The sequence below is a fragment of the Dehalococcoidales bacterium genome, from assembly GCA_041652735.1.
GTDB lineage: Bacteria > Chloroflexota > Dehalococcoidia > Dehalococcoidales > RBG-16-60-22 > RBG-13-51-18.
The window spans coordinates 17,043-41,716 of sequence record JBAZGT010000023.1 but is presented as its reverse complement, the minus strand read 5'-3'; the positions used below and the strand labels follow the sequence as shown (position 1 = coordinate 41,716).

The following is a 24,674-nucleotide window of genomic DNA, read 5'->3' as shown; positions in this document are numbered from 1 at the left end:
CAATCATTTGCACTTTCTCATCCATGGCACAGGTCTCTTTCCAAGGCATCGGCGCACCTCCACCAATACCTTATCTGTAACCCATGTGCCCGGTCTATTTTGTTACCATTGTACCCGGTCTGTACCTCTTTTCTCCCTCCCCGCTGGCAGGGAGGGAGACGCCAATACGTTTCAACTTCAAGACGCCTGGCCGCACCTTTGTTTTACCTGGAGGCTTAGGCGCAGAATGATAAAACCGGTCGACTGCAATTGCGTACGAAGCTGAACGCTGATATAATAGGTCTGATGAGTAAGCAGCACGATTTAGACACCATGCGCCATTCCGCATCCCACGTGATGGCGGAAGCGGTACTTTCCATGATGCCGGACGCCAAGTTCGCCATCGGGCCGGCGATAGACGACGGCTTTTATTACGACTTCGATTTACCGCGACCGCTAACGCCGGACGACTTGCCGGTCATCGAGAAGAAGATGGGAGAAATCATTAAAGCCAACCTGCCCTTCACGCGGCGGGATATCACCAAGGACGAGGCGAAAAAGCTCTTCGCCGGACAGCCATACAAGCTGGAGCTGCTGGCAGACATCGAGGACGATAAGGTGGGCGTTTACCAGCAGGGCGGGTTTACCGACCTCTGCCGCGGGCCGCACGTGGATGCCACCGGGGAAATCGGGGCTTTCAAGTTAACCAGCATCGCCGGGGCCTACTGGCGCGGTGACGAGCATAATACCATGCTCCAGCGCGTCTACGGCCTGGCATTCAATACCAAAGCGGAACTGGACGAATACTTTACCAGGCTGGAAGAAGCTAAAAAACGCGACCACCGCAAGCTGGGCAAAGACCTGGAACTTTTCATCATCCCGGAGGAAATCGGGGGAGGGCTGGTTATTTACACCCCCAAGGGAGGACGGGTGCGCACCGTCATTGAAGACTACTGGCGCGCCGAGCACTTCGCCAACGGCTATGAAATTCTCTATACCCCGCATATCGGTCTAAGCCACCTCTGGGAAACCAGCGGGCACCTGGGCTTTTACCAGGAAAACATGTATTCCCCCATGACCATCGACGAGCAGCAGTACTACATCAAGCCGATGAACTGCCCCTTCCATATGCTGGCCTACAAAGCCAGAACCCGCTCCTACCGGGACCTGCCTTTACGCTGGGCGGAGCTGGGCACCGTGTACCGCTACGAACGCTCCGGCACCCTTTCCGGACTGATGCGGGTGCGCGGCTTCACCCAGGATGACGCCCATATTATCTGCACTCCCGAACAGATGAATTCCGAGGTCTCCGAGGTACTGCGCTTTTCCCTGCATATCCAGCGTGCCTTCGGGTTTGACAAGTTCAAGGTCTACCTTTCCACCCGTCCTTCTGACGCCATCGGTGACACCAAACTGTGGGAAGATGCCCAGGAAGCCCTGCGCCGCGTGATTGATGAAAACAAGCTGGAATACCGCGTGGACGAAGGCGGCGGCGCCTTCTACGGCCCAAAAATCGATATCAAAATCGAGGACGCGCTGGGCCGCGAATGGCAGACCACCACCATCCAGTTCGACTTTAACGAGCCGGAACGTTTTGACCTGGTTTACGCCGGGGCGGACGGCAAGGAACACCGGCCTTACATGATACACCGCGCCCTTTTCGGCTCGCTGGAACGCTTTTTCGGGCTGCTCATCGAGCATTACGCCGGCGCTTTCCCCCTCTGGCTTTCGCCCGTCCAGGTAAAGGTCATCCCCGTGTCCGACCGGCATAACGGGCACGCCGCCAGAGTGGTGGAGACGATGAAGGGGAAGGGAATACGGGCGGAGATTGACGACCGCTCCGAGCGGATGAACCTGAAAATACGCATGGCGCAGATGGAGAAAATCCCCTACATGGTCATCCTCGGGGATAAAGAGGCGGCGGACAATACCGTTTCCGTGCGGCGCCGCAGCGGCGAGCAACTGCCCGTCCAGCCCCTGGCGAGCTTCATCGAGGCGCTGGTGAAAGAAATCGCCGACAAGGCGTAAAAGCAGCAGTTAACATTCCCTATATTATTACGCGACTGGAGATTCAGTTATTTCTCCTCTCCTACCAAACCCGCCGAGGGGTGGATTCTAGTCACCGCTATGGTTCGACATACTCACCATGAGCGGTATCCACATGGGCGACAGGCACAGGGGGTTGATTTCCCTGATAAAAATATGGTATAGTTTTTGTTCGTAGGATACCTGTAACAGAGGAGGAATGAAAGCTTATAATTAAACAACTACGTGTCAACGAGCGAATAATAGCCAGAGAAGTCCGCCTGGTAGGTGAAAAAGGCGAACAACTCGGCGTTATGCCCCTGGTACAGGCAAGGGAACTGGCGAAAAAGAGCAACCTGGACATCGTCGAAGTTGCGCCCACTTCCGTACCCCCTGTCTGCCGCCTTCTCGATTACGGAAAGTTCAAGTACGAACAGCAGAAAAAAGAGCAGCAGTCCAGGAAAAGCCAAAAAGTAGTCCTGCTCCGTGAGATACGCCTCCGACCCAAGATAGGCGTCCACGATTTTGATTTTAAAGCCAAGATAGCCAGCAAGCTCCTGGCCGACGGCTCCAAAGTAAAAGTAACGCTGATGTTCCGGGGACGGGAAATAACGCACCCCGACCTGGGCTGGAAGATATTACAGCGCATGGCGGAAACCCTCAAGGAGGTCGGCGTGCTGGAAAGGCAGCCGGTCATGGAGGGCAGGAGGATGGATATCATCATGGCGCCTTTAGGCGTCAAGCCCAAGACCAAACCGGAAACCAAGCCAGAGGCCAAAGCAGAGACCAAACCGGCCGCTAAAGCGGAAACGAAACCGGCCGCAAAAACGGAAGCGAAACCGGAAGTAAAAACGGAAACTAAAACGGCGGTGAAAGCAGAAGCTGCCCCGGCCGTAAAAACGGAAGAGAAGGAAACCCAGCATGCCAAAGCTTAAGACACACAAAGGCGCCAAGGACCGCATCAAGATAACCGGCACCGGCAAAATGATGCGGGTAAAAGGCCCCAAAAGCCACCTGCGCGTCCATAAAGCCAAACGGGTACGCCGGCAGTTCGACGAGATGATTGAATTGAACGCCGCCGACCGCAAGCGCATATCGAGGCTAATACCCAACGGGGTGAAATAGAACGGGAGTAATAGTAACATGCCTAGAGTAAAAAGAGGTGTGGTCTCACACCACAAACATAAGAAAGTCCTGGCCATTACCAAGGGCCAGCGCGCCACCCGTCACCGCCTGATCAAACGCGCCACCGAGGCCATGCTGCACTCGTTGAGCTACGCCTATTTCCACCGGCGCGAACGCAAGGGCGATTTCCGCCGACTCTGGATAATCCGCGTCAACGCCGCCTGCCGCGCCCAGGGCATGACCTACAGCCAGTTCATCAACGGGCTGAAAAAGGCCGGCATCGAGCTGGACCGGAAAACGCTGGCGGACATGGCCGTGAAGGAACCGCAGCACTTTAGCAGCCTGGTCACTATCGCAGGAGGGAAAGGCGCCGACTAAACGCCCGGGCACCCACCGGAACACCAGATAATCAGTCCCCTTCCCCTCTCGCAGCGGAAGGGGATTTTTGTAGCAGGCGTAAGAAAATGAATGATATAAGCATAGCGGAACTAAAGGCCACCGCCCTTAAAGAGCTGGGCGACATTACAGACGCCAAGGCGCTGGAGGCCTGGCGCGTCCATTACCTGGGCAAGAAAAGCCCGCTGACGCAAATCCTGCGCGGCCTGGCGGGGCTGTCCATCGAGGCGCGCAAAGAGGTGGGCGCCGCCGCCAACCAGCTCAAGGACTTACTGGAAACCAGCGCCGAGGAAAAGGGCCAGGCGCTGCGCGAGGCACAACTGACCACGGCGGCGCAGAAAGAATCCATAGACATCAGCCTGCCGGGTCGGCCGCAAAGCCCGGGACACCAGCATATCATCACCCAGACCATCGAGGAAATCTGCGATATTTTCATCTCGCTCGGCTTCCAGGTCAAGGAAGGCCCGGACGTGGAGTGGGACTATTATAACTTCGAGGCGCTGAACATGCCCGCCGAGCACCCGGCGCGGGACAACATGAACTCCTACCAGATCGACGAGCCGCCGGGGGAAAAGGGGCGCAAGGTGCTGCGGACGCACGGCACTGCCATCAGCGCGCGCGTGGTGGAAAGCATGAAACCGCCTATCCGCACCATCCAGCCGGCGCGGGTGTACCGCTACGAGCAGGTCAACGCCACCCACCTGAACATCTACCACAACATGGACGGGCTGGCGGTGGATAAAAACATCACCATGGGCGACCTCAAGGGCGTGCTGTTCGAGTTCGTGCGGCGGTACTTCGGGGACAAACGCCAGGCCAGGTTCCGCACCGATTTCTTCCCCTTCGTGGAGCCGGGCGGGGAAATAGCGATAGAGTGCGGCGCCTGCCACGGCGGCGGCTGCCGTTTCTGCGGCAACAGCGGCTGGCTGGAGATACTGGGGTGCGGCATGACCCACCCGGAGGTATTGCGGCGGGGCGGCATCGACCCGGAGGAATATACCAGCTTCGCCTTCGGGATGGGGCTGGAACGCATGCCCATGCTGCGCTACGGCATCGAGGACATGCGGCTATTTTATAATAACGACTTGAGATTTTTAAGGCAGTTCTAAGAGGAAGTTGACAGTTCTGGGGAAAGGGAGGAGTTCACAGTTGAGAGTTGGGGAAAAGGGGCGGGGAAACTGAAAACTGTTCACTGTAAACTTTAAACTATCATGAAAGTACCGTTAAAGTGGCTTAAGGATTATGTAAAGATTACCCTGCCGACGGCGGAGCTGGCCAAAAGGCTGACGCTGGCCGGGCTGGAAGTAAGCGAGATTATCAGCACCGGCGGGAGCTGGGACAACATTTTCGCGGGGGAGATAGTGGCGATAGAGCCCCACCCCAACGCCGACCGGCTGCGTTTGGCCACGGTCAGCCTGGGGACGGAACAGGAAACGGTGGTCTGCGGCGCGCCGAATTTAACCATCGGGGACAAGATAGCCTTTGCCAGGGTGGGCGCCAAACTCACCAACCCGGAAAACGGCAAGGCGGAGGAGCTCAAGCCCGCCAAGATACGCGGCGTGGTCTCCAAGGGCATGATTTGCTCGGAGAGGGAGCTGGGGATATCGGACAGCCACGAAGGCATCCTGGTGCTCTCCAGGGAGGCGGCGGCGGGCACACCGCTGGCCGACTTCATGGGGGACACCGTCCTGAACATCGATATCACCGCCAACCGGCCGGACTGCCTTTCCGTGACCGGCGTGGCCAGGGAGGTCGCCGCCATCTGCGGGCAGCCGGCGCGTGTCCCGGACGCAAGCTACCCGGAAACCGGCGAGGCTATCGAAAAACATATTATCATCGAGATAAAGGACAGCGAGCTCTGCCCGCGCTACTGCGCCAGCCTGATTACCGGCGTCACCATTAAAGAGTCGCCGGCATGGCTGCAAGAGCGGCTCACCGCCGCCGGGCAGCGGCCGATCAACAACATCGTGGATATCACCAATTACATCATGCTGGAATACGGCCAGCCGCTGCACTCGTTCGACTACGATAGACTGAAGGGCAAGAAAATCATCGTGAGGCGGGCCGGGGAGGGGGAAAAGTTCTACACCCTGGACGGCAACGAGCGCCAGCTTACCTCACAGATGCTGGTCATCGCCGACGGCGAGCGGACGGTAGCCATCGGCGGGGTGATGGGAGGCCTCAACAGCGAAGTGACGGACAGCACCACCAATATCCTGCTGGAAGCCGCCAGCTTCAAAGCGGCCAGCCTGCATTACACCAGCCGGCAACTCGGGCTGATGAGCGAAGCCTCGGCCAGGTTCGAGCGGGGCATCAGCGCCGGGTTGACCATACCCGCCCTGAAACACGCCACGCAGCTCATGCTGGAGCTGGGCGGGGGGAAAGTCGCCAAAGGCATCGCGGATGTTTACCCGGGTAAGAAAGAGCCGAAAATCATCGCCACGACGCCGGAAAAGGTAAAGCGCGTCCTGGGCGTGGGCTACAGCCTGGAGGAAATCAAGCAAGGGCTGGAGGCTTTCGGGTTCAAGTGCACCACGGACGGCCATAAGATTATGACAACCGCGCCCTACTGGCGCAGCGATATCAAAATCGAAGTGGATTTAATCGAAGAGGTCGCCCGCTACTACGGCTACGACCGGATACCCGCCACCCTTTTCACCGACCCTCTGCCGGCGCCGGACGCCAACCCGGAATACGCGCTGCGTCAGAAAATACGGCGCACTTTGACCGGCTTCGGCTTCCAGGAAGTCGTGAACTATACCCTGACCGGCGGGGAAGTGATGCACAACATCTTCGGGGAGGCGCACGACCCGCAGCCGATGCCGCCGCGCGTGGCCAACCCCATGACGGCCGACCAGGAGTATTTACGTTTCAGCCTGCGCCCCAATTTGCTGGCCACGCTGGCCGCCAACCGCCGCCACGAGGACGGGGGCATCAAGCTGTTCGAGACAGGGAAAATATACATCGCCAACGGCAACGATTTACCGCGGGAGCCGGAGGTGCTGTGCGGCATCATGAACGGCGGCCGGGCGGCGCAATCATGGCTGGGCGGCGGCGAAGGCAATTACGATTTTTATGACGTGAAGGGGGCGGCGGAGGGGCTATTACAGAACCTGGGCGTGACCGTCAGCTTCGAGAACAGCCAGGACGAAGGGCTGCATCCCAACCGGCAGGCGGCGGTGGTGCCGGGAGGCAAGGGCGGCAAGAAAGCTATCGGGGTCATCGGCGAGATACACCCCAGGGTGGCCAACGCTTTCGAGATAGAGGGCACGGTGTGCCTGATGGAGATAGACCTGGCGGGGCTGCTGAGCGCCATCGGCCAGAAAACGTACAAGCCGGTGCCGCGGTTCCCCAGCATCGTGCGGGACCTGGCGCTGGTGGTAGACGCGGACGTCACCAACCGGCAGATACTGGACATTCTAAAGGGCTTCTCCCTGATTACCAGCGTGGCGCTTTTCGACGTTTACGCGGGGAAACAGGTGGCGGCGGGGAAAAAGTCTTTAGCCTACCGGCTGGAATACCAGTCACCCGACCAGACCCTGACCGACGAGACGGTGAACAAGGTGCAGGAGCAGGTGCTGGCGCGGCTGACAAAAGAGCTGGGGGCGGGGCTGAGGGGGTAGAGGGAGAGTAATTAGTAATTAGTAATTAGTAATTAGTAATTAGTAATTAGTAGTTGGTAGTTTGAGGGAGGGACTTAGGAATAAGTCCCTCTTTTTATTTGGGGGGGGATTTTTAGCCACGCCTCCCCGATATCCTTCGCGTTGCTCAGGATGACATACGGGTAAAGGGGGAGGGGGATTGACATATTGCATCATTAGTGCTATTTTCTAGACACCCGGCATCAGCCGGGAACTATATTCAGGCTTGAGGAGGCCGAAGATTATGACTATCGAGGAGCTCAGGAAGCAACTTCTACGACGCCTGGACAAAGAAAAGGAATGGTTTACCCGCCGGTCCCTGCACTACCTGGTACGCCCGCTGGAGGCCAAGACGCAACTGGTAATCGGGCCCAACAAATACACGGTAGGCAAGGAGTCTTTCCTGGTGTTTATCGACGAGGAGCCCGGCGCCTACTGGACGCACCCTGTCCGCTACGAGCTTTACGAAACCGGCAGCGGCAAGGTGACCACCATCATCGAAAAATTCCCGCTGGAGGCGCCCGAGGCGGCCAAAGAGCTGGAGGCGCTGCACATCCCGGACCTGCCGCACCTGAAACCGAAGGAAAAAGACGATTTTTTAGCCGGTGAAGCGGCGCCCAGGCAGGACGGCCCCACCTCCATCTCCTACGACCTGACCAGCACCTGCGCGCCGCACCGCCACGCCCTGCTCATCGCCGGGATGAACAACATGGTAGATTTCTACAACGATTTCGCCAACATGTACCAGATACTGGTGGAGCGGTACGGCTACGACCCCGCCAACATCGCCGTGGCGATGGGCGACGGCACCAGCTACGCCGATCTCCCCGTCGACTACGACGGCACGGCGGCCGGCATCAACGCGGCGCTGGATGCCTACGCCGCCGGGGGCGCCCACCCGCTGGGCGCGGACGACTCGCTCTTCCTCTACACCTTCAATCACGGGGACAACGACGGAACCAACTCCTCACTCTGCCTCTGGCCTTCATGGGGCAGCTATTACGATTACCAGATGGCGGCCAAACTGAACAATATCCACTGCGGCGACCTTATCGTGGCGATGAACCAGTGCCACAGCGGCGGGTTCATAGATGATGTGCTCGGCTCCACCGGGCCGACGCACATATCCATCATGACCACCTGCAAAGACACCGAGTCCGGCTGGCCGGCGTCCACGGGGTCGCACGGCTACTTCTCCGTCGTCCTGTGCACGGCGCTCAACTGGGACTTCCCGGACGCGACCTTCCCGGCCCCGATACCGGCCACTTTACCCGGCTACAGCGCCGGAATCATCGACGCCCAGGACACCGACCTCAACGACGGCGTGTGCGCCCAGGAGGCCTTCAACTACGTTAAAACGATGATGGAGACCTACCACTACGCCACCATCGGCGGGTACGAAACGCCCCAGTGGGGGGAGTCCGCCGCGGGCATCGGCGGCTCAATGTACTGGGGACTGCCGCATATCGATGTCGAGGACGGCACGCCATCCTGGTGGGAAAGCCCGGACGTGTTTCTCAACGACCCCGCGGTCACACCGAGCGACGCCACCTCCTGGCCGGCCAGCCCGTTCTACTGGGCCGACTACTACCACCCGGACACCATCAACCGGATGGTCGCCCGGGTGCATAACACCGGCTGCGCGCCGATGCGTAATGTGAGCGTCGAGTTCCGGGTAACATCTTCCGGGGTGGGCGGGGGCACCTCGCTCATCGGCACCGGCTACATAGACGATTTCATCAACCCCGGGCAGCACGGCTACGCCTATGTGGACTGGGACTTCCCCAGCCCGCTCATCCACCACTGCATCATGGTGCGGGCCAGCTGCATTCTGGACCCCGCGATGTTCTGGGGCGCCCCGATTACCAGCGACGACAACCAGGCGCAGCGCAACGTCGACCCCGCTTACGGCGCCCCGGGCAACACCAACCCGGTGAAGACCATCATCCGGACGATGGAGGTGCGCAACGATTTCGAGAAAGAGGCCGTGCTGACCATCGCGGTAGGCAAGGTGGAACCGGGGACGAAGCACATCACGCCGGAAATCGAGAAGGCCGAAGCGCTGCGGGGGCTGAAGATGAAACCGGGACAGACGCAGGTAATCACCGTGCGCTTCAACCTGAACGCCGAGGCCGAGGTGGGAGATAAAATCCGCTTCCCGGTGATAGTCAGGCGCGACAAACCCGCCCCGGCGGTGCTGGGGGGCGTCACTTTTACCGTGGAAATAGCCAGGGGGCGGCTTGAAGGCCACATCTTCAGTCGGGCGCGCCTGCCGGTCAAAGAAGGCAGCGTAACCATCGATAACATGAAGCAGCCCGGATTCACCTACGCGACCAAGGTGAATACCCGGGGCCGTTTTTCGTTCAAAGACATCGCCCCCGGACCCTACCAAATCCAGGCAGAATGCCAGCACGGCCGGGCGAAAGGCTCGGTCTACGTTAACGCGAACACCATCACCGAGAAGGCGCTGTTCCTGCAGCCCTACCTGAAAAGGGTGGGGGGCACCATCCAGGACACCCGCGGCAAGGTCATGGCGAACCAGCTGGTAACGGTAACGGACGTTAAAACCAAGACCGTTTACCTGACGCATACCGACGCCAAAGGGGTCTACCGCCTGCCCGGCGTAGAACCGGGCACCTTCGAGGTAGGGGAAGCAAACAAGCAGCAGACAGCGGCCAAAAAGGTCAAGCTGGGCTACCTGCCCGAAGACTAGGGGCAGATCCAGCCGAATGTAATAGAGAAAAGCAGCCGGGGTGCTAGAGCAGCTTTTGCAGCATCCCGGCTATCTCCGCCAGCGGGATGATTTCCGGGGCTTTTGCCGCGCGCTTTTTGAACTCCACGCTATCTTTCTCCAAAGTGCGGGGGCTGACGGTAACGCGGAAGGGGATGCCGAGCAGGTCCGCGTCATTGAACTTGACGCCGGGGGCGGCTTCCCTATCGTCGAAAAGGACCTCGATACCGGCGGCGGAGAGGTCGGCGTAAAGCTTTTCCGCCACCTCGGCCACCCTGGCGCCTTCCCGGTATAAAGGGCAGAGATAGACCTGGTAAGGGGCGATGGGCAGCGGCCAGATAATGCCTTTGTCATCGTGGTTCTGCTCCACGGCGGCGGCCAGGAGACGGCTCAGCCCCAGTCCGTAGCAGCCCATGACGATGGGTTTTGACCCGCCCTTTTCGTCAATAAACGCGGCGTTGAATTTTTCGCTATACACGGTCAGCAGTTTGAAGATATGCCCCACCTCAATGCCGCGGGTGGAGGACAGCGCGGCGCCGCACTTAATGCACTTGTCCCCGGCGCGGGTCAAAGCGATATCCGCCACGATGTCCGCCTTGAAATCACGCGGGTAGTTCACGTTTTTTAGGTGGGTGTCCTTTTTATTGCCGCCGGCCACGTAATTCCCGCCGGTGGTAACGGAGTCGTCAGCGATAACCTTAATGCCCTTCAGCCCCACCGGCGAAGCGGAGCCGGGGACGATACCGGCCTCAATAACCTCCGCCCCGGTGGCCAGGCGGAGGTCAACGCAGTGCAGGTGGTTCTTGAGCTTGATTTCATTCACCGCGAGGTCGCCGCGGATGACGCCAAAGACGAACTGCCCGTCCGCCACGTAGAAGACGGCTTTCAGCGTACGGGAAGGAGAAACCTTGAGAAAACCGGCCACATCTTCAATAGTCTTCAGGCCGGGGGTAGCGACTTCTTCAATCGGCAGGGGATTTTCACCCTCGAACTTTTTCTTGACGCTGACGGCCTTTTCCGCGTTGGCGGCGTAGCCGCAGGAGGGGCAGGAAATGACTTCATCCTCACCGCTGGCGGTGATAACCATAAACTCTTTGGAGTCCTTGCCGCCGATGGCGCCGCTATCCGCTTCCACCATGAGAAAGGACAGGCCGCAGCGGGTATAGACGTTCTTGTAGGCCTGCACCATACTTTCGTAGGCGGAGTCCAGGGCGGCTTCGTCCACGTCAAAGCTATAGGCGTCCTTCATTAAAAACTCGCGCGCGCGGATAAGCCCGCCGCGGGCGCGGGGCTCGTCACGGAACTTGACCTGTATCTGGTAGAGCATCTGGGGGAGGTCACGGTAGCTCTGGATATAGCGGGAGGCCAGCTGGGTTACGACCTCCTCGTGGGTGGGGCCGAGGGTCAGCTTGCGCTCACGGCGGTCGAAGAGGTGAAACAGGACGTCGCTCATACCCTGGTCGCGCCCGGAAAGCTGCCACAGCTCGCTGGGCTGGAGCACCGGCATATTCAGCTCCTGCCCGCCGGCCTTATTCATCTCGTCACGGACGATGTTTTCTATCTTTTTCAGCACGCGCCAGCCCAGCGGCAGGTAGGTATAGACACCGGCGGCGAGCTGGTTGATCATGCCGGCGCGCACCAGGTACTGGTGGCTGATGGTATCCGCATCGGCGGGGACTTCTCTCAAGGTCTTGCTGAGCAGCTTTGAAATACGCACGAAAAACTCCTAAAAATCGTTAATAAAATACGGTAACCAGGGCATCAATCTGGCGATGAATCCAATCCAGCTCGGCCTGCATCTGCGCCATAAGGTCGACCAGCTCGTCATGGGCGGCCAGCCACTTATCCGCCTCGGCCTGATTTTGCGAAGCGTTATAGAGGTCGACCACGCGGACCTCTTCCTGCGCCAGCGATTCGCCCAGGCGGACGACCTCATTATATTGAGCGACCAGATTCTGATAGGCGGCGACGTCCGCGGGGGTGCGGAATACCCAGCAGCGGTAGTAGGCGGGGTTTTCCGCGCGGGTGACGACATAGCCGCCGGTAGTCTCCAGCGCCAGGTAATCGCCGGGGGCGACCTGCGCCAGCACCCAGGCGTGGTCGCTCTGGATAATATCCGTTATCTGATTGTAAATATCGCCGACGGCCAGGAGGGAGCCGATACCCTGCTTTTGCAGGATATCCCAGACATCAGCGGACATGTCATTACAATCGTAAATGTTTTCCTGGTAAGAATGGGTGTCATGGTAGATTCTAATGATCCGGGCCACCAGCTCTTCAGTGGTCAGCCCCTCATACTCGTACTGGGCCCGGAGACCAGCGATTTGCTGTTCCAGGCCGGCTATCAGCGCCGCGTCAGACTGCTCCCGAGCGGCTGCGTCCAGGTTTTCTTGCTGCGCCTGGGCCAGTTGAGACTGCACGGCTTCAAGCTGCGTTTTCAGGCTATCGTAGTCAGACTGGGCAACGCCGCCGCCGCTGCTGCCGGAACAGCCGGTAAAGACGGCCGGGAGCAACAGCAGGACGGCCAGGACGATAGATAATATACCTTTTTTCACAACAATATTCCTTTGTACCAATTATACCCTATTTTGTGATTTTACGAGGAAGCCCGTTTTCAGGGCGGCCGTTGTTATGTATAAATCCGCCAAAGTCTATGCCGTAACGTTTACGGTGCAGGAAACAGAGCCGTAGTACTTGCCATCCAGCTCGATACCGATGTCAAAAACATATTTACCGGGGGCGGTCTGGGGGGACACCGTCACCACCAGCACCGTACCGGAAACGCCGGGACGCCCTATCGCAGTCTGTGCATCCGTGATTGTGATGCCTGCCGGCACGCTATCGGCATAAAGCTTGAGCTGGTGGGTGGAAAGGTCGGACTTGTTCTCTCCGCTCACCAGAATGATATCCGTGTGGGACTCCCCGGCTTTAGCATCCATGTCCGGGCGGTAAAGCACGGAAATGGTGTCCTGGTCCTGTGTCCAGTAAGTAACGGCCACCGGCACCAGCGGCCAGGGATTTTCCCCACCCGCGCCCAGGACATTGGCGCGGTAGGCTCCGCCGCCCGGCGTGAAAACAATATCGTCCGCGGCTTCCACAGTTGACGCGGGCAGGCTGCCGGCGGGGATGGGAGTACCGTGTCCCGCGGACCCACAGGCGGAGAGGAGGATGAGGAGGAGGGCGGCAAGGATAATGATTAGTTTTTTCATGTTAAAAAACCCTTAATCTCTCTCATTAGCGTTTTAAAAATCCTTCTCTAACTCTCCCTTTTTCAAAGGGAGAAAATGGATTGTCCCTCTTTGAAAAAGAGGGATTAAGGGAGATTTTCGTTTACCAGTTTTTCACCCGGCTTCTCCCATCCAGGGAGAGGCATAAACTTGGATCCCTCCCTTAATCTCCTTCCGATTTACTGCGTTCATGCGGAATCTGCGACTTTACGAAAGGGGAGAGGATGATTGTACCAACCCCTCTGCCTCTTTTCCCTCTCCCCGCTGGCAGGGAGAGGGACGATAGATTGCAGAATGCGGATTAACTTCTATTTTTCCCTTCATCCTTTGTACGTCTGTATTAAAGGAGGACGAATTACTCCGAATAATAATGCTAATGGATGGATTCCGGCCCCGATTAACATACGGGGTATGCTACCTGCGCCGGAATGACAACGAAAACTATTAAAGTTCCTCCACCTCTTTCATCAAAGCATCAAGGTAGTCTTTTTCGTCCACCACCGCCAGCTTTTTCCCTTTTTTAAAGATGACGCCTTTGCCATGGCCGCAGGCGATGCCCACGTCCGCGTCTTTAGCCTCGCCGGGGCCGTTGACCACGCAGCCCATGACGGCCACCCGGATGGGCTTGTTTATCTTTAAAAGTCGCTTCTCCACGGCTTGCGCCAATTTTACCACGTCCGCCTCGGTGCGGCCACAGGTGGGGCAGCTAACGAGGACCGGCCCGCGCTGCCGCAGGTCCAGGCTCTTGAGAATCTCATAAGCGGCGGCGATTTCCTCACGGGGCGGAGCGGTCAGGGAAACGCGAATGGTGTCCCCGATACCCAGCCAGAGCAGAGTGCCGATGCCTACCGCGCTCCTGATAATGCCCGTGCGGGGGGTGCCGGCCTCCGTAATGCCGATGTGCAGCGGGTAAGGCACTTTATCCGCGATAGAGCGATAAGCCTCGATGGTGGTGGGGACGTCGAATGCTTTGAGCGATATTTTAATGAGGTCGAAGTCCAGGCTTTCCAGGAGCCGCACCTGCTCCAGGGCGGCAGCCACCATTCTTGCCGCAACGGTAAGAGTCGGGTCATCCGTTTTGGGTAAACTCCCCGCGTTGAGGCCGATGCGGATGGGCACGCCCCGCTCTTTAGCGGCCAGGGTCACTTTCTTTACTTTATCCGGCTCGCCGATATTGCCGGGGTTAAGGCGGAGGCCGTCAGCGCCGGACTCCAGGGCGGCCAGCGCCAGGCGGTAATCAAAGTGGATGTCCGCCACCAGCGGGATTTCGATGCCCTTCTTTATGTCAACTATAGCGCGGGCGGCGTCCATATCCGGCACGGCCACGCGGATTATCTCGCAGCCGACCTCCCGCAAAGCTTTTACCTGGCGTATGGTGGCTTTAGCGTCACGGGTGTCCGTCTTGGTCATGGACTGCACCGCGATGGGCGCGCCGCCGCCGATTTTTACGCCGCCGATATCGATTTGTTTACTGAGACGTCTCTTTATCATTTTATTAAAGTTTCAAGCAACAAGGGACAAGTGTCAAGCCCCTCCCCTTTTCCCCACCCCTGGATTCCAGCTTTCGCCGGACCCTTCTACAGGCTCAGGGTGAGCGGAGAGGGCCAGGCGGTGAGATTGCTTCGTCGCGGAGTTTACACTGAACGAAGTGAATGTGCTCCCCGCAATGACAGAGGAAATCCTCCTCACTCCTCCTTTATGAAAGGAGGACGAGTTACCCCAAGGTGATCCAGTGGACAGTCCCATAGCCAAAAGCTCCCCGCGATGACAGATATATTCCTGTCGCCCGCTACTTAATCAGGCTGCCGCCGGTTATCCAGCGGGCTAAATCCTGGTAGGTTATCAATACCATGAACACGATAAGAACCATAAAGCCCACGGAGTGCACAAGGCCTTCCACTTTAGGGGAGATGCGTTTGCCCTTGCGCAGCCACTCCACCACCACGAAAAGCATCCGCGAGCCGTCCAGCGAAGGGAAGGGGATGAGCTGGGTGATGGCGACGGCGATGCTGATAAAGGCCGCCAGCTCCAGCAACGGGCTGATGCCGGCATGGGCAACCTCGCCGGTAACCTGGACGATGCCCACCGGCCCGGCGGGCACGAACGGCTGCGCCCCGATAATCATGCCGATAATGCCGTTCTTATACAAGACCAGCGTTTCCCAGCAGCTGGTGACGCCGCGGGGTATCGCCCGCCAGAACGGCAGGCTCTCACTGGAAATAACCCCATCCATCGTCTGGGAGGCCAGGCCCACCGCCCCCTGTCCCTCCGGGGGTTTCCAGCGCGGCACCACGCTGACGGTCTCGATGGCGGCGTCGGCGTGCTGAAGCTCTATCGTGACCTGCGCGCCCAGGTGCAACTGCGTCTCTCGGGACAAATCGCCCACGTTAGTGACGTCCTTACCGTTAACGCGCAGGATAATATCGCCGACCTTTATGCCGGCCATTTCCGCCGGAGAACCAACGGCAACCTCCTGGACCTGGACCTGTCCCGCCAGGACATCATGGGGGACCATGTAAGCCACGGCCAGGAGAATCACGGGCAGTATCAGGTTCATCAGCATGCCCCCGCCCAGCACCAGCAGGCGGACGGCGTGGCTGCGGGCGGACATCGCCCGGGGCTCTTTGGGGTCGACTTCCCCGGAAATACTGTTGAAGCCGCCGAAGGGTATCCAGTTGATGGAATAGATGGTGTCGCCGTACTTCTTGCCCCAGAGTCGCGGCGGGAAGCCGATGCCGAACTCCTTGACCCAGCAGCCGGTGGCCTTGGCCATGATAAAGTGCCCGAACTCATGCACCAGGATGAGCACGGACAGGACGATAATTCCAGCGAGTATGGTAATCAGCATTAAATATTACTCCCGGCTAAGGCGCGGGCGGTCCGGCGCGCCCAGCCGTCCGCGGACATTATAGCATCAATGGCGGGGTGAGAGACGCCGGCGTGTTTTTCCAGCGTCCCGGAGACGATTTTGGGAATATCAGTGAATTTTATTTTCCCGGACAAGAACAGCGCCACGGCGATTTCATCAGCGGCGCAGAGGACAGCCGGGTAAGTGCCGCCCTTTTTCCCCGCCTCAATAGCCAGCCCCAGGCAGGGGAATTTTGTTAAGTCCGGCTGTTCAAAAATCAGGTCGGGAAAGCTTGGCCAGTCCAGCCCGGGCAGCGCGTCATTGGGGAGGCGGTCCGGGTAAGTCAAAGCGTACTGGATGGGCAGGCGCATGTCCGGCCGGCCCAATTGAGCCTTGACCGAGCCGTCCGCCAGCTCCACCATGGAGTGGACGATGCTCTGCGGGTGCACCAGCACGGTAATATGCTCCAAGGCCAGGTTAAAGAGCCAGCGCGCCTCGATAACCTCCAGCCCCTTGTTCATCAAGGTAGCGGAGTCGATAGTAACCTTCGGGCCCATTTTCCAGGAGGGGTGGGACAGCGCCTGCGCCGGGGTAATAGCGTCCATGCCGGCCGCCGGGTAGTCCCGGAAGGGGCCGCCGGAGGCGGTTAAAATAATGCGGCGGGGCGGCTGTTTTTCCCCGCGCAAACACTGCCAGACAGCGCTGTGCTCGCTGTCCACGGGGAGGAGGCGGGCCTTGTTTTTTTTGACCGCGGCGGTGATGATTTCCCCCGCCGCCACCAGCGACTCCTTATTGGCTAATGCGATGTGCTTGCCGGCCTGCGCCGCCGCTTGCACCGCGCCGATACCGGCCGCCCCGGCCACGGCCACCACGACGATGTCCGCCGCCGGGTGAGATGCCATCGCTTCCAGGGAGAGATAGGCGCAGCCCGAAAAACGATCCGTTTTGGATTTACCGACGGGCAGGTTATAGCTGACGGATTCCGGCTGGAACTCCCGCACCTGCTCCGCCAGCAGGTCGAGGTTATGGCCGGCGGCCAGCCCCACTACCCTAAAGCGCCCCTTGAGCGCGCGGACGATATCCAGCGTCTGCCGCCCGATAGAGCCGGTGGAGCCGAGCACGACGAGCAGTTTTTCCTTACCAGCCATGATATCTATATCTTACAACAAATATGAGGCCGAGGCTATAAACAAAAGTGACAAGTAATAAGAGAGAGAGATTTACCGTATAAAAAAGAACGGGGGGCCGCAGCCCCCCAAGGTTTTTGCTTAATTTAATCCAGGATTTAGACGACGATTTCCGATTTGCGCTGTTCGTTGCCGCGCCAGAAGAGAATAGCCACGATGTTGCCGGGCCGGAGCGCCGCCACTACCTTTTCCACGTCCGCCGCGCCCTGAACGCGCGTGCCGGCGATGCCGGTGATGATATCCCCCTCTTTAACCCCCGCCTTTTCCCCCAGCAGGCCGGGAGACACCTTGCCCACCAGAGCGCCCGGCTGGAGGCCGGACTTGGCGGCGTCGGCGATTTTAAGGCCAAGATGCACCTGACCCTTGGGGGCAGTCGCGCCCGAAGAAAGCAGCTCCTGCAACCTGGCGCGGTCGAAGCCGATTATCGCCTCTCCGTCCACCACGATTACCGGCACGCCCATCTGCCCGGTGAGGTCGACCATCTCCTGCGCCGCAGCGCGGTCAACGGAGACATCAACCTCCTTATAGGCAACGCCCATCTGCTTGAGGAAAATCTTGGCCTGCTGGCAGTAGCCGCAGGTGGGTGTAGTATATATCTTTACGTCCATAAGCTCACTCCCTGTGCCTTAAGAGTTATTATCCCTGTTGATTGCCACATCCGGCATCCGGGGCAGGCTGAGCGGATTACCGCTCTTCTTTAACGGATTGATGGTGGGAAATGCGTTAAAGAACTCCTTTTTCTCGCCGCAATACCGGCAGGTACCAATACTGGAAGGGCCGTTGGCAACCTCGATGTCCCAGAAATGGTGGCAAGAAGCTTTTTCCGGTTTCTCCTGAATCCATTCCTTAACTTTCTGTTTCATGGCAGACCCCCTGTTTACCATCTATACTCAATTCTAGCCGCGCGGGTAAAAAAAGTATGCGACTTTTATCCCAACTAAATAATAGCCAAAAATTATGAAAATATTATGAACACAAGGAAAAAGCAAAGCTGAAGAACGGCTAAAAAAGACGTGTCCCGCCGGCGGCGGCCGGGGATATGGGGAAAGCGATTATTCCTGTTCGGCGTCAACGACTATTTCAAAGGGGCAGGAAATGGCCCCGTAGGGACAAACCAGCTCACAAAGCGTGCACCAGCGGCACTCGTCAGTTTTCACCGCCGTGATGGCGTTGTTTTCCACCTTCAGCGCGCCGCAGGCGCAAACGCTGACGCACAGACCGCATACCTGGCATTTTTCCTTATCTATTATCGGCATGTCACTCATGACAATTTCTCCACGTGCAGTATTATTTTGTGCTTAAATCCCACGCCTGTATGCGACATTTCTCTCATTAACCCAAACCGGCGATCTTTTTCAGGGATTCCTTGCTGGTTATGACGATGCGGTTACGCTCCATTTTGATGGCGCCTTCCATTTCCAGGTTCTTTAAGGACCGCCCTACCATTTCCCGGGCGGTGCCGATGACGGCGGCTATCTCCTGCTGGGTCAGCCGCGGGTTTTCGCCGCTGGCGCCGCCGGTGTATTCCAGCAAAATCTTGGCGACGCGCCCGCTGACGTGCCGGAAGGAAAAGTCCTCCACCAGCGATATCAGCTCCTCCACGCGGCGGGAAAGCACCTTGACCAGGTTCAAGGCCACCTGCGGCTGCTCCCGGATGAAATTTTCCAGGTCTTTCTTTTTAATGCCGCTGAGGACGACGGCGCTCATGGCCGCGGCGCTGGCCAGGTTCACCCCACCGCTCAGGACCGGCACCTCGTTGAAAGAATCGCCGGGGCGGATGATGCGAAATATCTGCTCCTTGCCGTCCGCGGAAATCTTGAACTCCTTGACCACGCCGGAGACGACGAAATAGAGGGTATCCGAGGGCGCGCCCTCGAAAGACAGGATTTCCCCCCGCTCCGCTTTTTTTTCAAAGACGTGTTGGCCGACTAACGCCAGAACGGAGTCGTTCAGGCCGTGGAAATAAGGGATGGACTTGAGCAGGTCAGGATGTATCGTCATAAAGCCGTGTTTTAAGCCGGTATCCTTTAAATAAATCAGTCAGTGGGATTATACCAGCTTACAACCCGTACTGCAAAGGAATCCGTTGTCCTGTGGCGGTGCGACTGCCCCAACACTACTGCCCCAACACTACTGCCCCAACACTACTGCCCCAACACTACTGCCCCAACACTACTGCCTCAACACTATTGCCTCAACACTACTGCCTCAACACTACTGCCTCAACACTACTGCCTCAACACTACTGCCTCAACACTACTGCCTCAACACTACTGCCTCAACACTACTGCCTCAACACTACTGCCCCCTTTCCAAACGGGTCATACTTGAATGCCAAAATCAACTGTTTGGAGAGGGTGAGGAAACGGTGGCGGAGATACTGAATCCGCCTCTGCTCCTCCTTTGCGAAAGGAGGACGATGTATTGTACCTACCCCTTTGCCTCTTATCCTCACCTGCGCTAAAGCTCCGGCGGACAAGCCTCCCCGCTGGCAGGGAGAGGGACGATAAATTTGCAGGATGGCAAGCGACTTATTTTTACCCTTTGTATGTTTGCGTCAGGGAGTTAATTATGCCAAATAATACTTATGCAGTGATATGTCATGGGATTATTCCATTAAAACCGATAATTTAAACAAGGCCAAATACCTGGATCCCGTATCAAGTACGGGATGACGGGGGGGGGGGGGGAAGGCGGTAGGTTAAAGCGCCCGGCTAGGCCAGGCTGCGGAAGTAGTAGCCCACGCCCGGCTCGGTGAGGATGTAGCGCGGGGCGGAGGGCTCCGGCTCTATTTTCTGGCGCAGGTGGGAAATGTAGATGCGCACATAATCCACATCGTCGATATACTCCCAGCCCCAGACGTGTTCCAGCACCTGGTGGTGGGTCATGACACGCCCGGCGTTTTCCAGGAGCAGCGCCAGCAGGCGGAACTCCCGCGGCGTGAGCTTTATCCTGGTACCGCCGACCACCACTTTCCGCTCCGTTATGTCAATGGCGAGGTAGGCATCGGAGAAAACAGCGTTGGGCTTTTCTTTCCGGGACGACGGCTTCTCGGCGCGGCGCAGGGAGGCTTTCACGCGGGCCATCAGCTCGCGGTTGCCCACCGGCTTGGCGAGGTATTCATCGGCGCCGCATTCCAGCCCGCGCACGATGTCATCCTCGGCGTTGCGCTTGCCGGTCAGCATGATGATGGGGATTTCACTGGCTTCCCGGATGAGGCGGCAGGTCTGCCAGCCGTCGATTTCCGGCATCATAACGTCCAGCAGGACGAGGTCCGGCTTGTCTTCATAAACCAGGCGCACGGCCTCCGGCCCGCTGGCGGCGGTCAAAACGCTATAGCCGTGGGAAACCAGCAGCTGGGTAGCCAGTCGAGTCTGGGCGGGTTCATCATCGACGACGAGTACTTTTTTAGTCATGGGGGATACTGCAATAACCGTGTTGTAAGAGGATTTCCGGACTACTTCCTGTTTTCCGGCAAATTTCCCAGTCGCTTGATAATCTGGTCGGAAAGGCCGAGCAGGCGTTGGCCGTTACTTAAAACATCGTTCAGGCTGCGGCGCTGCTCCGGGTTGATTTTGCCCATCGTTTCATCCAGGATAAGCTCGGTAAACCCGATGACGATGTTAAGCGACGCCCGCAGGTCATGAACGGTCTTTGCCACGTCAACGGGGATTTCCGCCGGCTTTTCCGGGCGGACGGGCGGGACGGACGCGGGCGGGGTAACAGCGGGCGGCGCGGTCCGAAGGCGTTTGCCGGCCGTGGTCTCAAGCTCTAATCTGGCGCTATTCTTATATGCCATACGTATCATTGTAGCATTGTTTGCGGTCATCAGGCAATAATAATGGCACTAATTACGTAGCTAATAAGTACCGCTACAAAAGTCCTGTGCTACCCGCCCCAAAGCGCCGGGCGGGACTAGCCGGAAACGCGGCGGCCCAGGCACTTGCGGATTGACCTGGTCATATAGGCGATGGCCACGTCCTCGTGTTTGAAGGCGGGGCCGCGCCGGCCGTTGCGGCAGGTCTTTATTTTCCCCTCCCGGCACCAGCGCCGGACGGTGGAGGGGTGTACCTCAAAGATTGCAGCGACATCATTTAAAGACAGCATAGCCGGTAACTCAACTTTACGGGGGGATGGGGAGGCTTTACCAGGTCTCCAAAGCCCTTACATCCGGCTTCAAAGCATGCCCGAACCAGTGATTGAAGACGGCGTCCGCCCTGGCGTCCGCCATAATCCTGTCCTTAACGTCGTTATAATAGCCCTGGTAACCAGGCATTTCCCGGCCGTTTTCATCGAAAACCATCACCATATCATTCTTAATCCTGATAACGGTCTTAATCATGTGCGGCCTCCCGGAAGTAATTCCCATGTACTCATCATAGACCACGGGGGGTAAAACGGCCGTTAAAAAGCCATAAAAAACGCATTAAAAACCCTTTTTGTGACGGGTTTGTGTTATGCTGATTTTTTTGCCTATAATGTTCTTGCAGGGAAGTAAAGGAGCATATGAGCCGATTAATAGACGCCTTAAAGAAATCAACACAGACGGCGCCCCCGCCGATGGGGTTCCACACCTCACGCAAGGCGGAAACGCCGCCTTCCATACTGATTATCGCCGTGGTACAGGTAAGCGGGACCGGGGCCGCGGTAAAAAGCGTGGCCGGGGCTGACGCCGTGCTGCTGCGCGCCAAAACCGGCGGGCTGACCGCTTCAGCTTTGCAAAAGATGGTCAAGCCGCTGAAAGAAACGCCGTGGGGGGTATTGGGGGAGGAGAGCGCCGATAATGCCGCCGCCCTGACCGGGGCGGGGTGCGATTTCCTGGTATTTACCCCGGCCAGCAGCGTGGCCGCCACGCCCCAGGACGAGAAAACAGGTAAAATATTGCAGGTGGAGTCCGCCATGGATGACGGGCTGCTGCGGGCGGTCAACGACCTGCCGGCGGACGCCCTGCTGCTCACCGATACTTTCGACGAGGGCGGCGGGCTGGTATGGCACCAGCTGATGATATTCCGTCATCTAAAATCTTTTATTGCCAAGCCGCTGCTGGTGCCGGTGCCCGCCGCCATCAGCGAAGCCGACCTTAAAGCCCTGCGGGACGCTGGCATAGACGGGATAGTGGCGGAGGCCGCCGGCGGCGACCTCAAAGAGCTGCGGGACATGGCCGCCAAGCTGCCGCCGCGGGCCGCGCCCAAGCGGGGCAAGGTGGACGTGATACTGCCCCGGGCCAGTACCCCTATAGCGGCTTCCCCCGATGAGGAAGAGGAAGACGAGTAGGCAATCTTCCGTAATAACAGCACCATGAACCGTAAAAGTGTACGGGTCATAGCCATCTGTGTTTTCCGGCACGGCAACCGCATACTCACCTGCGATTATCTCGACGAGCCGGAGATGGGGCCCTTTTACCGCCCGCTGGGCGGCAAGGTGGAGTTCGGGGAGAAGACGATAGACACCGTCAGGCGGGAAATCAGGGAAGAGATAGGGCAGGAAGTGACGGACCTCAAGCTGCTGACCGTCCTGGAGAACATTTTTTCCCACGAGGACGACCACGGGCATGAAATAGTCTACGTCTATGACGGCAAGTTCACCGACCCGTCCGTTTATCAGCAGGCGGCCATCACCGTCAACGAAGACGATATACTGGTAATGACAGCCCGCTGGCACGAACTGGACTTCTTTAACGATTATCACCGGCTGGTGCCAAACGGCCTGCTGCCCCTGTTAAAGAAACCCGGCTAGCTACTTGTTAAAGCCGTCCCCCCAGGCCTCTTTAAGCGTTCCCGCCCCGCACATCATGGCCATGACGAGATGGGGACGGCGGTACTCCTTGAGCTTGAGCGGCCCGTGCTTGAGTCCCCGCGGAATGAACAGGGCGCTGGTGGTGTCAAAAGTCAGCGGCTGCCCGCCCACGTAAAACTCCACCTCCCCGCCCAAATCTTCCGGGTTAGCGGAATCGCCGCCGAGGTGCAACACAATCTCATCATAGTTGGCGTGCGCCATCTCCGGCATACCGGGCCCGGCCACTTTGGAGAGGGGCATAGCAAACGTCCAGCCCAGCTCGATGTAATACCTGACGCCGGGCACCTGGACGCCGCTCATGTAGGTCAGGGTGGGGCTGGTGCGGCCCTTAACGAACTCCGCGCCCGCCTCCCGCATGGGACTGCGCACGGCGTACTGCTCGTAGTCGAAGTCCTTCTTTTTCACCGGCAGTTTGTCCTTGGTTTCGTGGATGCCGCTTTCACCCCAGGCCTCGGCGGCGCTGCCGGTGCCGCACATAATCGCCATCTGGAGGTGGGGGAAATCGAACTTCTTCCAGGTCACCGGGCCGTGCATGGTGCCTTTGGGGATATAGAGGGCGGTGGTGGTGTTAAAGGTAATGGGCTGGCCGCCCACGTAAAACTCCACTTCCCCGCCGAGCACCTGCGGCGTTTTATAGTTCCCGCCGATGTGCAGGACAATCTCATCGTAGTCATGGGCGTGCTCGTGGAGGGAGGGGTTGGGCTCCGGGATACCGTATATCCAGCCGGGCTCCATGTAGTAGTTAGCGCCGGGCACCTGCCGGTTGCTCATCATGGTCATGGTGGGGCTCTGGCGGTTTTTCGTCCCGCCGAAGGCTTCATAAAGGGGTTTTCTCACCAGGTATTTTTCATAGTCGGTCTCTGGCATGGCACTTTCTCCCGCTGATGTATTTGTGCTAATCATAGCGGGAGCGGGGGCGGGTGTCAAAAAAAGTCTTTACACAGCAGCTTTGAAGGGCTATAATGCTGAAACCGCTATCTTTTGAAAAGGAGAAGCCATGCCCACCGACGCCGAAATAACCAGCTATGACAATATCGCCACCGAGGACTACCTGACGCATGTAGAGCGGCCGCTTTCCTGGAACAACATCTATGAAAGACCGGCCCTGATAGAGCGGCTGCCCGCCCTGGAAGGGAAAAACGTGCTGGACCTGGGCTGCGCTTCCGGCTTTTTCACCGAATATGCGCTGCGAAACGGCGCCGCCGTCACCGCCGTGGATATCAGCCAGAAAATGCTGGGTAAACTAAAGGCGAAAGTAAAGTCCGAAAAGCTGACCGTGCACCGCGCCGATATCGCCCAGCCGATGCCGTTCCTGGCGGGCGATGCGTACGACTGCGTCATCGCTTCCCTGGTGATGCACTATATCAAAGACTGGACGCCGCCGCTGGCGGAGCTTTACCGGGTGATGAAAAAGGGCGGGCGGCTGGTCATTTCCACCCACCACCCCTTCGACATGTACCTGTATCTGAAGCCGGAGAGCTACTACGATTTCAAGCTGGTGGAGGACACCTGGGGCTCCGGGGGGCCGCGGCCGTTCAGAGTGCGCTACTACATGCGGCCACTGAACGAGTTGCTGCGCCCCATCATCCAGTCCAGATTCAAAATCATCAGCATCGACGAGCCGCTGCCGACGGAGGAATGCCGGAAAAAAGACGAGCGGGTTTACCGGCGGCTGACGGAAAGGCCATCGTTCCTGTTTATCGTGCTGGAGAAGTGATA

Annotated in this window: 25 protein-coding genes; 10 read left to right on the top strand and 15 right to left on the bottom strand. The window is 58.3% G+C overall.

What is annotated here, in order from left to right; genetic code table 11:
- Nucleotides 1-285: 285 nt before the first annotated feature.
- The 7 genes from thrS to WC370_08765 all read left to right on the top strand — a co-directional run bounded on the left by thrS (nt 286) and on the right by WC370_08765 (nt 9,879).
- Complete coding sequence (thrS, locus tag WC370_08795) at nt 286-2,007, top strand: threonine--tRNA ligase (GenBank protein MFA5309562.1); 1,722 nt, start codon at nt 286-288, stop codon at nt 2,005-2,007.
- A 227-nt stretch (nt 2,008-2,234) separates the two neighbouring features.
- Nucleotides 2,235-2,939, top strand: coding sequence for a translation initiation factor IF-3 (gene infC, locus WC370_08790; protein ID MFA5309561.1), 705 nt, complete (start codon nt 2,235-2,237; stop codon nt 2,937-2,939).
- Nucleotides 2,926-3,129 carry a 50S ribosomal protein L35 gene (gene rpmI, locus WC370_08785; GenBank protein MFA5309560.1) on the top strand — a complete coding sequence of 68 codons (204 nt, stop codon included), beginning with the start codon at nt 2,926-2,928 and terminating at the stop codon, nt 3,127-3,129. The genes infC and rpmI overlap by 14 nt, the downstream gene beginning before the upstream one ends.
- A gap of 18 nt (nt 3,130-3,147) precedes the next feature.
- Nucleotides 3,148-3,507 carry a 50S ribosomal protein L20 gene (gene rplT / locus WC370_08780; GenBank protein ID MFA5309559.1) on the top strand — a complete coding sequence of 120 codons (360 nt, stop codon included), beginning with the start codon at nt 3,148-3,150 and terminating at the stop codon, nt 3,505-3,507.
- A gap of 86 nt (nt 3,508-3,593) precedes the next feature.
- The gene (pheS, locus tag WC370_08775) at nt 3,594-4,634 is read left to right on the top strand and encodes a phenylalanine--tRNA ligase subunit alpha (GenBank protein MFA5309558.1); all 1,041 of its coding nucleotides are present in this window, start codon (nt 3,594-3,596) and stop codon (nt 4,632-4,634) included.
- Nucleotides 4,635-4,736: 102 nt separating this feature from the next.
- On the top strand, nt 4,737-7,148 hold the full coding sequence (pheT, locus tag WC370_08770; protein MFA5309557.1) for a phenylalanine--tRNA ligase subunit beta: 2,412 nt from the start codon (nt 4,737-4,739) through the stop codon (nt 7,146-7,148).
- A gap of 262 nt (nt 7,149-7,410) precedes the next feature.
- On the top strand, nt 7,411-9,879 hold the full coding sequence (locus WC370_08765) for a carboxypeptidase regulatory-like domain-containing protein (GenBank protein MFA5309556.1): 2,469 nt from the start codon (nt 7,411-7,413) through the stop codon (nt 9,877-9,879).
- A 43-nt stretch (nt 9,880-9,922) separates the two neighbouring features.
- Here WC370_08765 and WC370_08760 read toward each other — a convergent pair whose 3' ends face one another.
- The 14 genes from WC370_08760 to WC370_08695 all read right to left on the bottom strand — a co-directional run bounded on the left by WC370_08760 (nt 9,923) and on the right by WC370_08695 (nt 21,501).
- On the bottom strand, nt 9,923-11,614 hold the full coding sequence (locus WC370_08760) for a proline--tRNA ligase (protein MFA5309555.1): 1,692 nt from the start codon (nt 11,612-11,614) through the stop codon (nt 9,923-9,925).
- Nucleotides 11,615-11,633: 19 nt separating this feature from the next.
- Nucleotides 11,634-12,452, bottom strand: coding sequence for a hypothetical protein (locus WC370_08755; protein MFA5309554.1), 819 nt, complete (start codon nt 12,450-12,452; stop codon nt 11,634-11,636).
- Nucleotides 12,453-12,548: 96 nt separating this feature from the next.
- On the bottom strand, nt 12,549-13,106 hold the full coding sequence (locus tag WC370_08750; GenBank protein MFA5309553.1) for a hypothetical protein: 558 nt from the start codon (nt 13,104-13,106) through the stop codon (nt 12,549-12,551).
- Nucleotides 13,107-13,568: 462 nt separating this feature from the next.
- Nucleotides 13,569-14,615 (bottom strand): flavodoxin-dependent (E)-4-hydroxy-3-methylbut-2-enyl-diphosphate synthase, encoded by a 1,047-nt coding sequence (ispG, locus tag WC370_08745; GenBank protein ID MFA5309552.1) that lies wholly within the window; start codon nt 14,613-14,615, stop codon nt 13,569-13,571.
- A 298-nt stretch (nt 14,616-14,913) separates the two neighbouring features.
- Nucleotides 14,914-15,972, bottom strand: coding sequence for a M50 family metallopeptidase (locus WC370_08740; protein MFA5309551.1), 1,059 nt, complete (start codon nt 15,970-15,972; stop codon nt 14,914-14,916).
- A complete protein-coding gene (locus WC370_08735; GenBank protein ID MFA5309550.1) occupies nt 15,972-17,120 on the bottom strand; it encodes a 1-deoxy-D-xylulose-5-phosphate reductoisomerase in 1,149 nt (382 codons plus the stop codon). The genes WC370_08740 and WC370_08735 overlap by 1 nt, the downstream gene beginning before the upstream one ends.
- A 137-nt stretch (nt 17,121-17,257) precedes the next feature.
- Nucleotides 17,258-17,767 (bottom strand): Uxx-star family glutaredoxin-like (seleno)protein, encoded by a 510-nt coding sequence (locus WC370_08730; protein ID MFA5309549.1) that lies wholly within the window; start codon nt 17,765-17,767, stop codon nt 17,258-17,260.
- An 18-nt stretch (nt 17,768-17,785) separates the two neighbouring features.
- Complete coding sequence (locus tag WC370_08725; protein MFA5309548.1) at nt 17,786-18,022, bottom strand: hypothetical protein; 237 nt, start codon at nt 18,020-18,022, stop codon at nt 17,786-17,788.
- Between the two features lie 189 nt (nt 18,023-18,211).
- Entirely contained in the window at nt 18,212-18,424 is a 213-nt protein-coding gene (locus tag WC370_08720; GenBank protein ID MFA5309547.1) for a 4Fe-4S binding protein, read from the bottom strand.
- Nucleotides 18,425-18,491: 67 nt separating this feature from the next.
- Nucleotides 18,492-19,160 carry a Crp/Fnr family transcriptional regulator gene (locus WC370_08715; GenBank protein MFA5309546.1) on the bottom strand — a complete coding sequence of 223 codons (669 nt, stop codon included), beginning with the start codon at nt 19,158-19,160 and terminating at the stop codon, nt 18,492-18,494.
- 713 nt (nt 19,161-19,873) lie between these two features.
- Nucleotides 19,874-20,575 carry a response regulator transcription factor gene (locus tag WC370_08710; protein MFA5309545.1) on the bottom strand — a complete coding sequence of 234 codons (702 nt, stop codon included), beginning with the start codon at nt 20,573-20,575 and terminating at the stop codon, nt 19,874-19,876.
- A 41-nt stretch (nt 20,576-20,616) separates the two neighbouring features.
- A complete protein-coding gene (locus tag WC370_08705) occupies nt 20,617-20,958 on the bottom strand; it encodes a histidine kinase dimerization/phospho-acceptor domain-containing protein (GenBank protein ID MFA5309544.1) in 342 nt (113 codons plus the stop codon).
- A gap of 116 nt (nt 20,959-21,074) precedes the next feature.
- Complete coding sequence (locus WC370_08700; protein MFA5309543.1) at nt 21,075-21,266, bottom strand: helix-turn-helix domain-containing protein; 192 nt, start codon at nt 21,264-21,266, stop codon at nt 21,075-21,077.
- Nucleotides 21,267-21,303: 37 nt separating this feature from the next.
- Complete coding sequence (locus tag WC370_08695) at nt 21,304-21,501, bottom strand: hypothetical protein (GenBank protein MFA5309542.1); 198 nt, start codon at nt 21,499-21,501, stop codon at nt 21,304-21,306.
- Nucleotides 21,502-21,665: 164 nt separating this feature from the next.
- Here WC370_08695 and WC370_08690 point away from each other — a divergent pair, with 164 nt between their 5' ends.
- Nucleotides 21,666-22,433 carry a hypothetical protein gene (locus WC370_08690; GenBank protein MFA5309541.1) on the top strand — a complete coding sequence of 256 codons (768 nt, stop codon included), beginning with the start codon at nt 21,666-21,668 and terminating at the stop codon, nt 22,431-22,433.
- A 24-nt stretch (nt 22,434-22,457) separates the two neighbouring features.
- Entirely contained in the window at nt 22,458-22,895 is a 438-nt protein-coding gene (locus WC370_08685; protein MFA5309540.1) for an NUDIX domain-containing protein, read from the top strand.
- On the opposite strand, the gene WC370_08680 is transcribed toward WC370_08685, so the two are convergent.
- Complete coding sequence (locus WC370_08680) at nt 22,896-23,822, bottom strand: hypothetical protein (GenBank protein MFA5309539.1); 927 nt, start codon at nt 23,820-23,822, stop codon at nt 22,896-22,898.
- A gap of 130 nt (nt 23,823-23,952) precedes the next feature.
- On the opposite strand from WC370_08680, the gene WC370_08675 reads away from it, so the two are divergent.
- Entirely contained in the window at nt 23,953-24,672 is a 720-nt protein-coding gene (locus WC370_08675) for a class I SAM-dependent methyltransferase (protein ID MFA5309538.1), read from the top strand.
- The last annotated feature ends 2 nt before the right edge of the window (nt 24,673-24,674 follow it).

Coding starts and splice junctions, on each gene's coding strand:
- thrS (MFA5309562.1), top strand. CDS start 286: ATGAGTAAGCAGCACGATTTAGACACCATGCGCCATTCCGCATCCCAC.
- rpmI (MFA5309560.1), top strand. CDS start 2,926: ATGCCAAAGCTTAAGACACACAAAGGCGCCAAGGACCGCATCAAGATA.
- rplT (MFA5309559.1), top strand. CDS start 3,148: ATGCCTAGAGTAAAAAGAGGTGTGGTCTCACACCACAAACATAAGAAA.
- pheS (MFA5309558.1), top strand. CDS start 3,594: ATGAATGATATAAGCATAGCGGAACTAAAGGCCACCGCCCTTAAAGAG.
- pheT (MFA5309557.1), top strand. CDS start 4,737: ATGAAAGTACCGTTAAAGTGGCTTAAGGATTATGTAAAGATTACCCTG.
- WC370_08765 (MFA5309556.1), top strand. CDS start 7,411: ATGACTATCGAGGAGCTCAGGAAGCAACTTCTACGACGCCTGGACAAA.
- WC370_08750 (MFA5309553.1), bottom strand. CDS start 13,106: ATGAAAAAACTAATCATTATCCTTGCCGCCCTCCTCCTCATCCTCCTC.
- ispG (MFA5309552.1), bottom strand. CDS start 14,615: ATGATAAAGAGACGTCTCAGTAAACAAATCGATATCGGCGGCGTAAAA.
- WC370_08740 (MFA5309551.1), bottom strand. CDS start 15,972: ATGCTGATTACCATACTCGCTGGAATTATCGTCCTGTCCGTGCTCATC.
- WC370_08735 (MFA5309550.1), bottom strand. CDS start 17,120: ATGGCTGGTAAGGAAAAACTGCTCGTCGTGCTCGGCTCCACCGGCTCT.
- WC370_08730 (MFA5309549.1), bottom strand. CDS start 17,767: ATGGACGTAAAGATATATACTACACCCACCTGCGGCTACTGCCAGCAG.
- WC370_08725 (MFA5309548.1), bottom strand. CDS start 18,022: ATGAAACAGAAAGTTAAGGAATGGATTCAGGAGAAACCGGAAAAAGCT.
- WC370_08720 (MFA5309547.1), bottom strand. CDS start 18,424: ATGAGTGACATGCCGATAATAGATAAGGAAAAATGCCAGGTATGCGGT.
- WC370_08715 (MFA5309546.1), bottom strand. CDS start 19,160: ATGACGATACATCCTGACCTGCTCAAGTCCATCCCTTATTTCCACGGC.
- WC370_08710 (MFA5309545.1), bottom strand. CDS start 20,575: ATGACTAAAAAAGTACTCGTCGTCGATGATGAACCCGCCCAGACTCGA.
- WC370_08705 (MFA5309544.1), bottom strand. CDS start 20,958: ATGGCATATAAGAATAGCGCCAGATTAGAGCTTGAGACCACGGCCGGC.
- WC370_08700 (MFA5309543.1), bottom strand. CDS start 21,266: ATGCTGTCTTTAAATGATGTCGCTGCAATCTTTGAGGTACACCCCTCC.
- WC370_08695 (MFA5309542.1), bottom strand. CDS start 21,501: ATGATTAAGACCGTTATCAGGATTAAGAATGATATGGTGATGGTTTTC.
- WC370_08690 (MFA5309541.1), top strand. CDS start 21,666: ATGAGCCGATTAATAGACGCCTTAAAGAAATCAACACAGACGGCGCCC.
- WC370_08685 (MFA5309540.1), top strand. CDS start 22,458: ATGAACCGTAAAAGTGTACGGGTCATAGCCATCTGTGTTTTCCGGCAC.
- WC370_08680 (MFA5309539.1), bottom strand. CDS start 23,822: ATGCCAGAGACCGACTATGAAAAATACCTGGTGAGAAAACCCCTTTAT.
- WC370_08675 (MFA5309538.1), top strand. CDS start 23,953: ATGCCCACCGACGCCGAAATAACCAGCTATGACAATATCGCCACCGAG.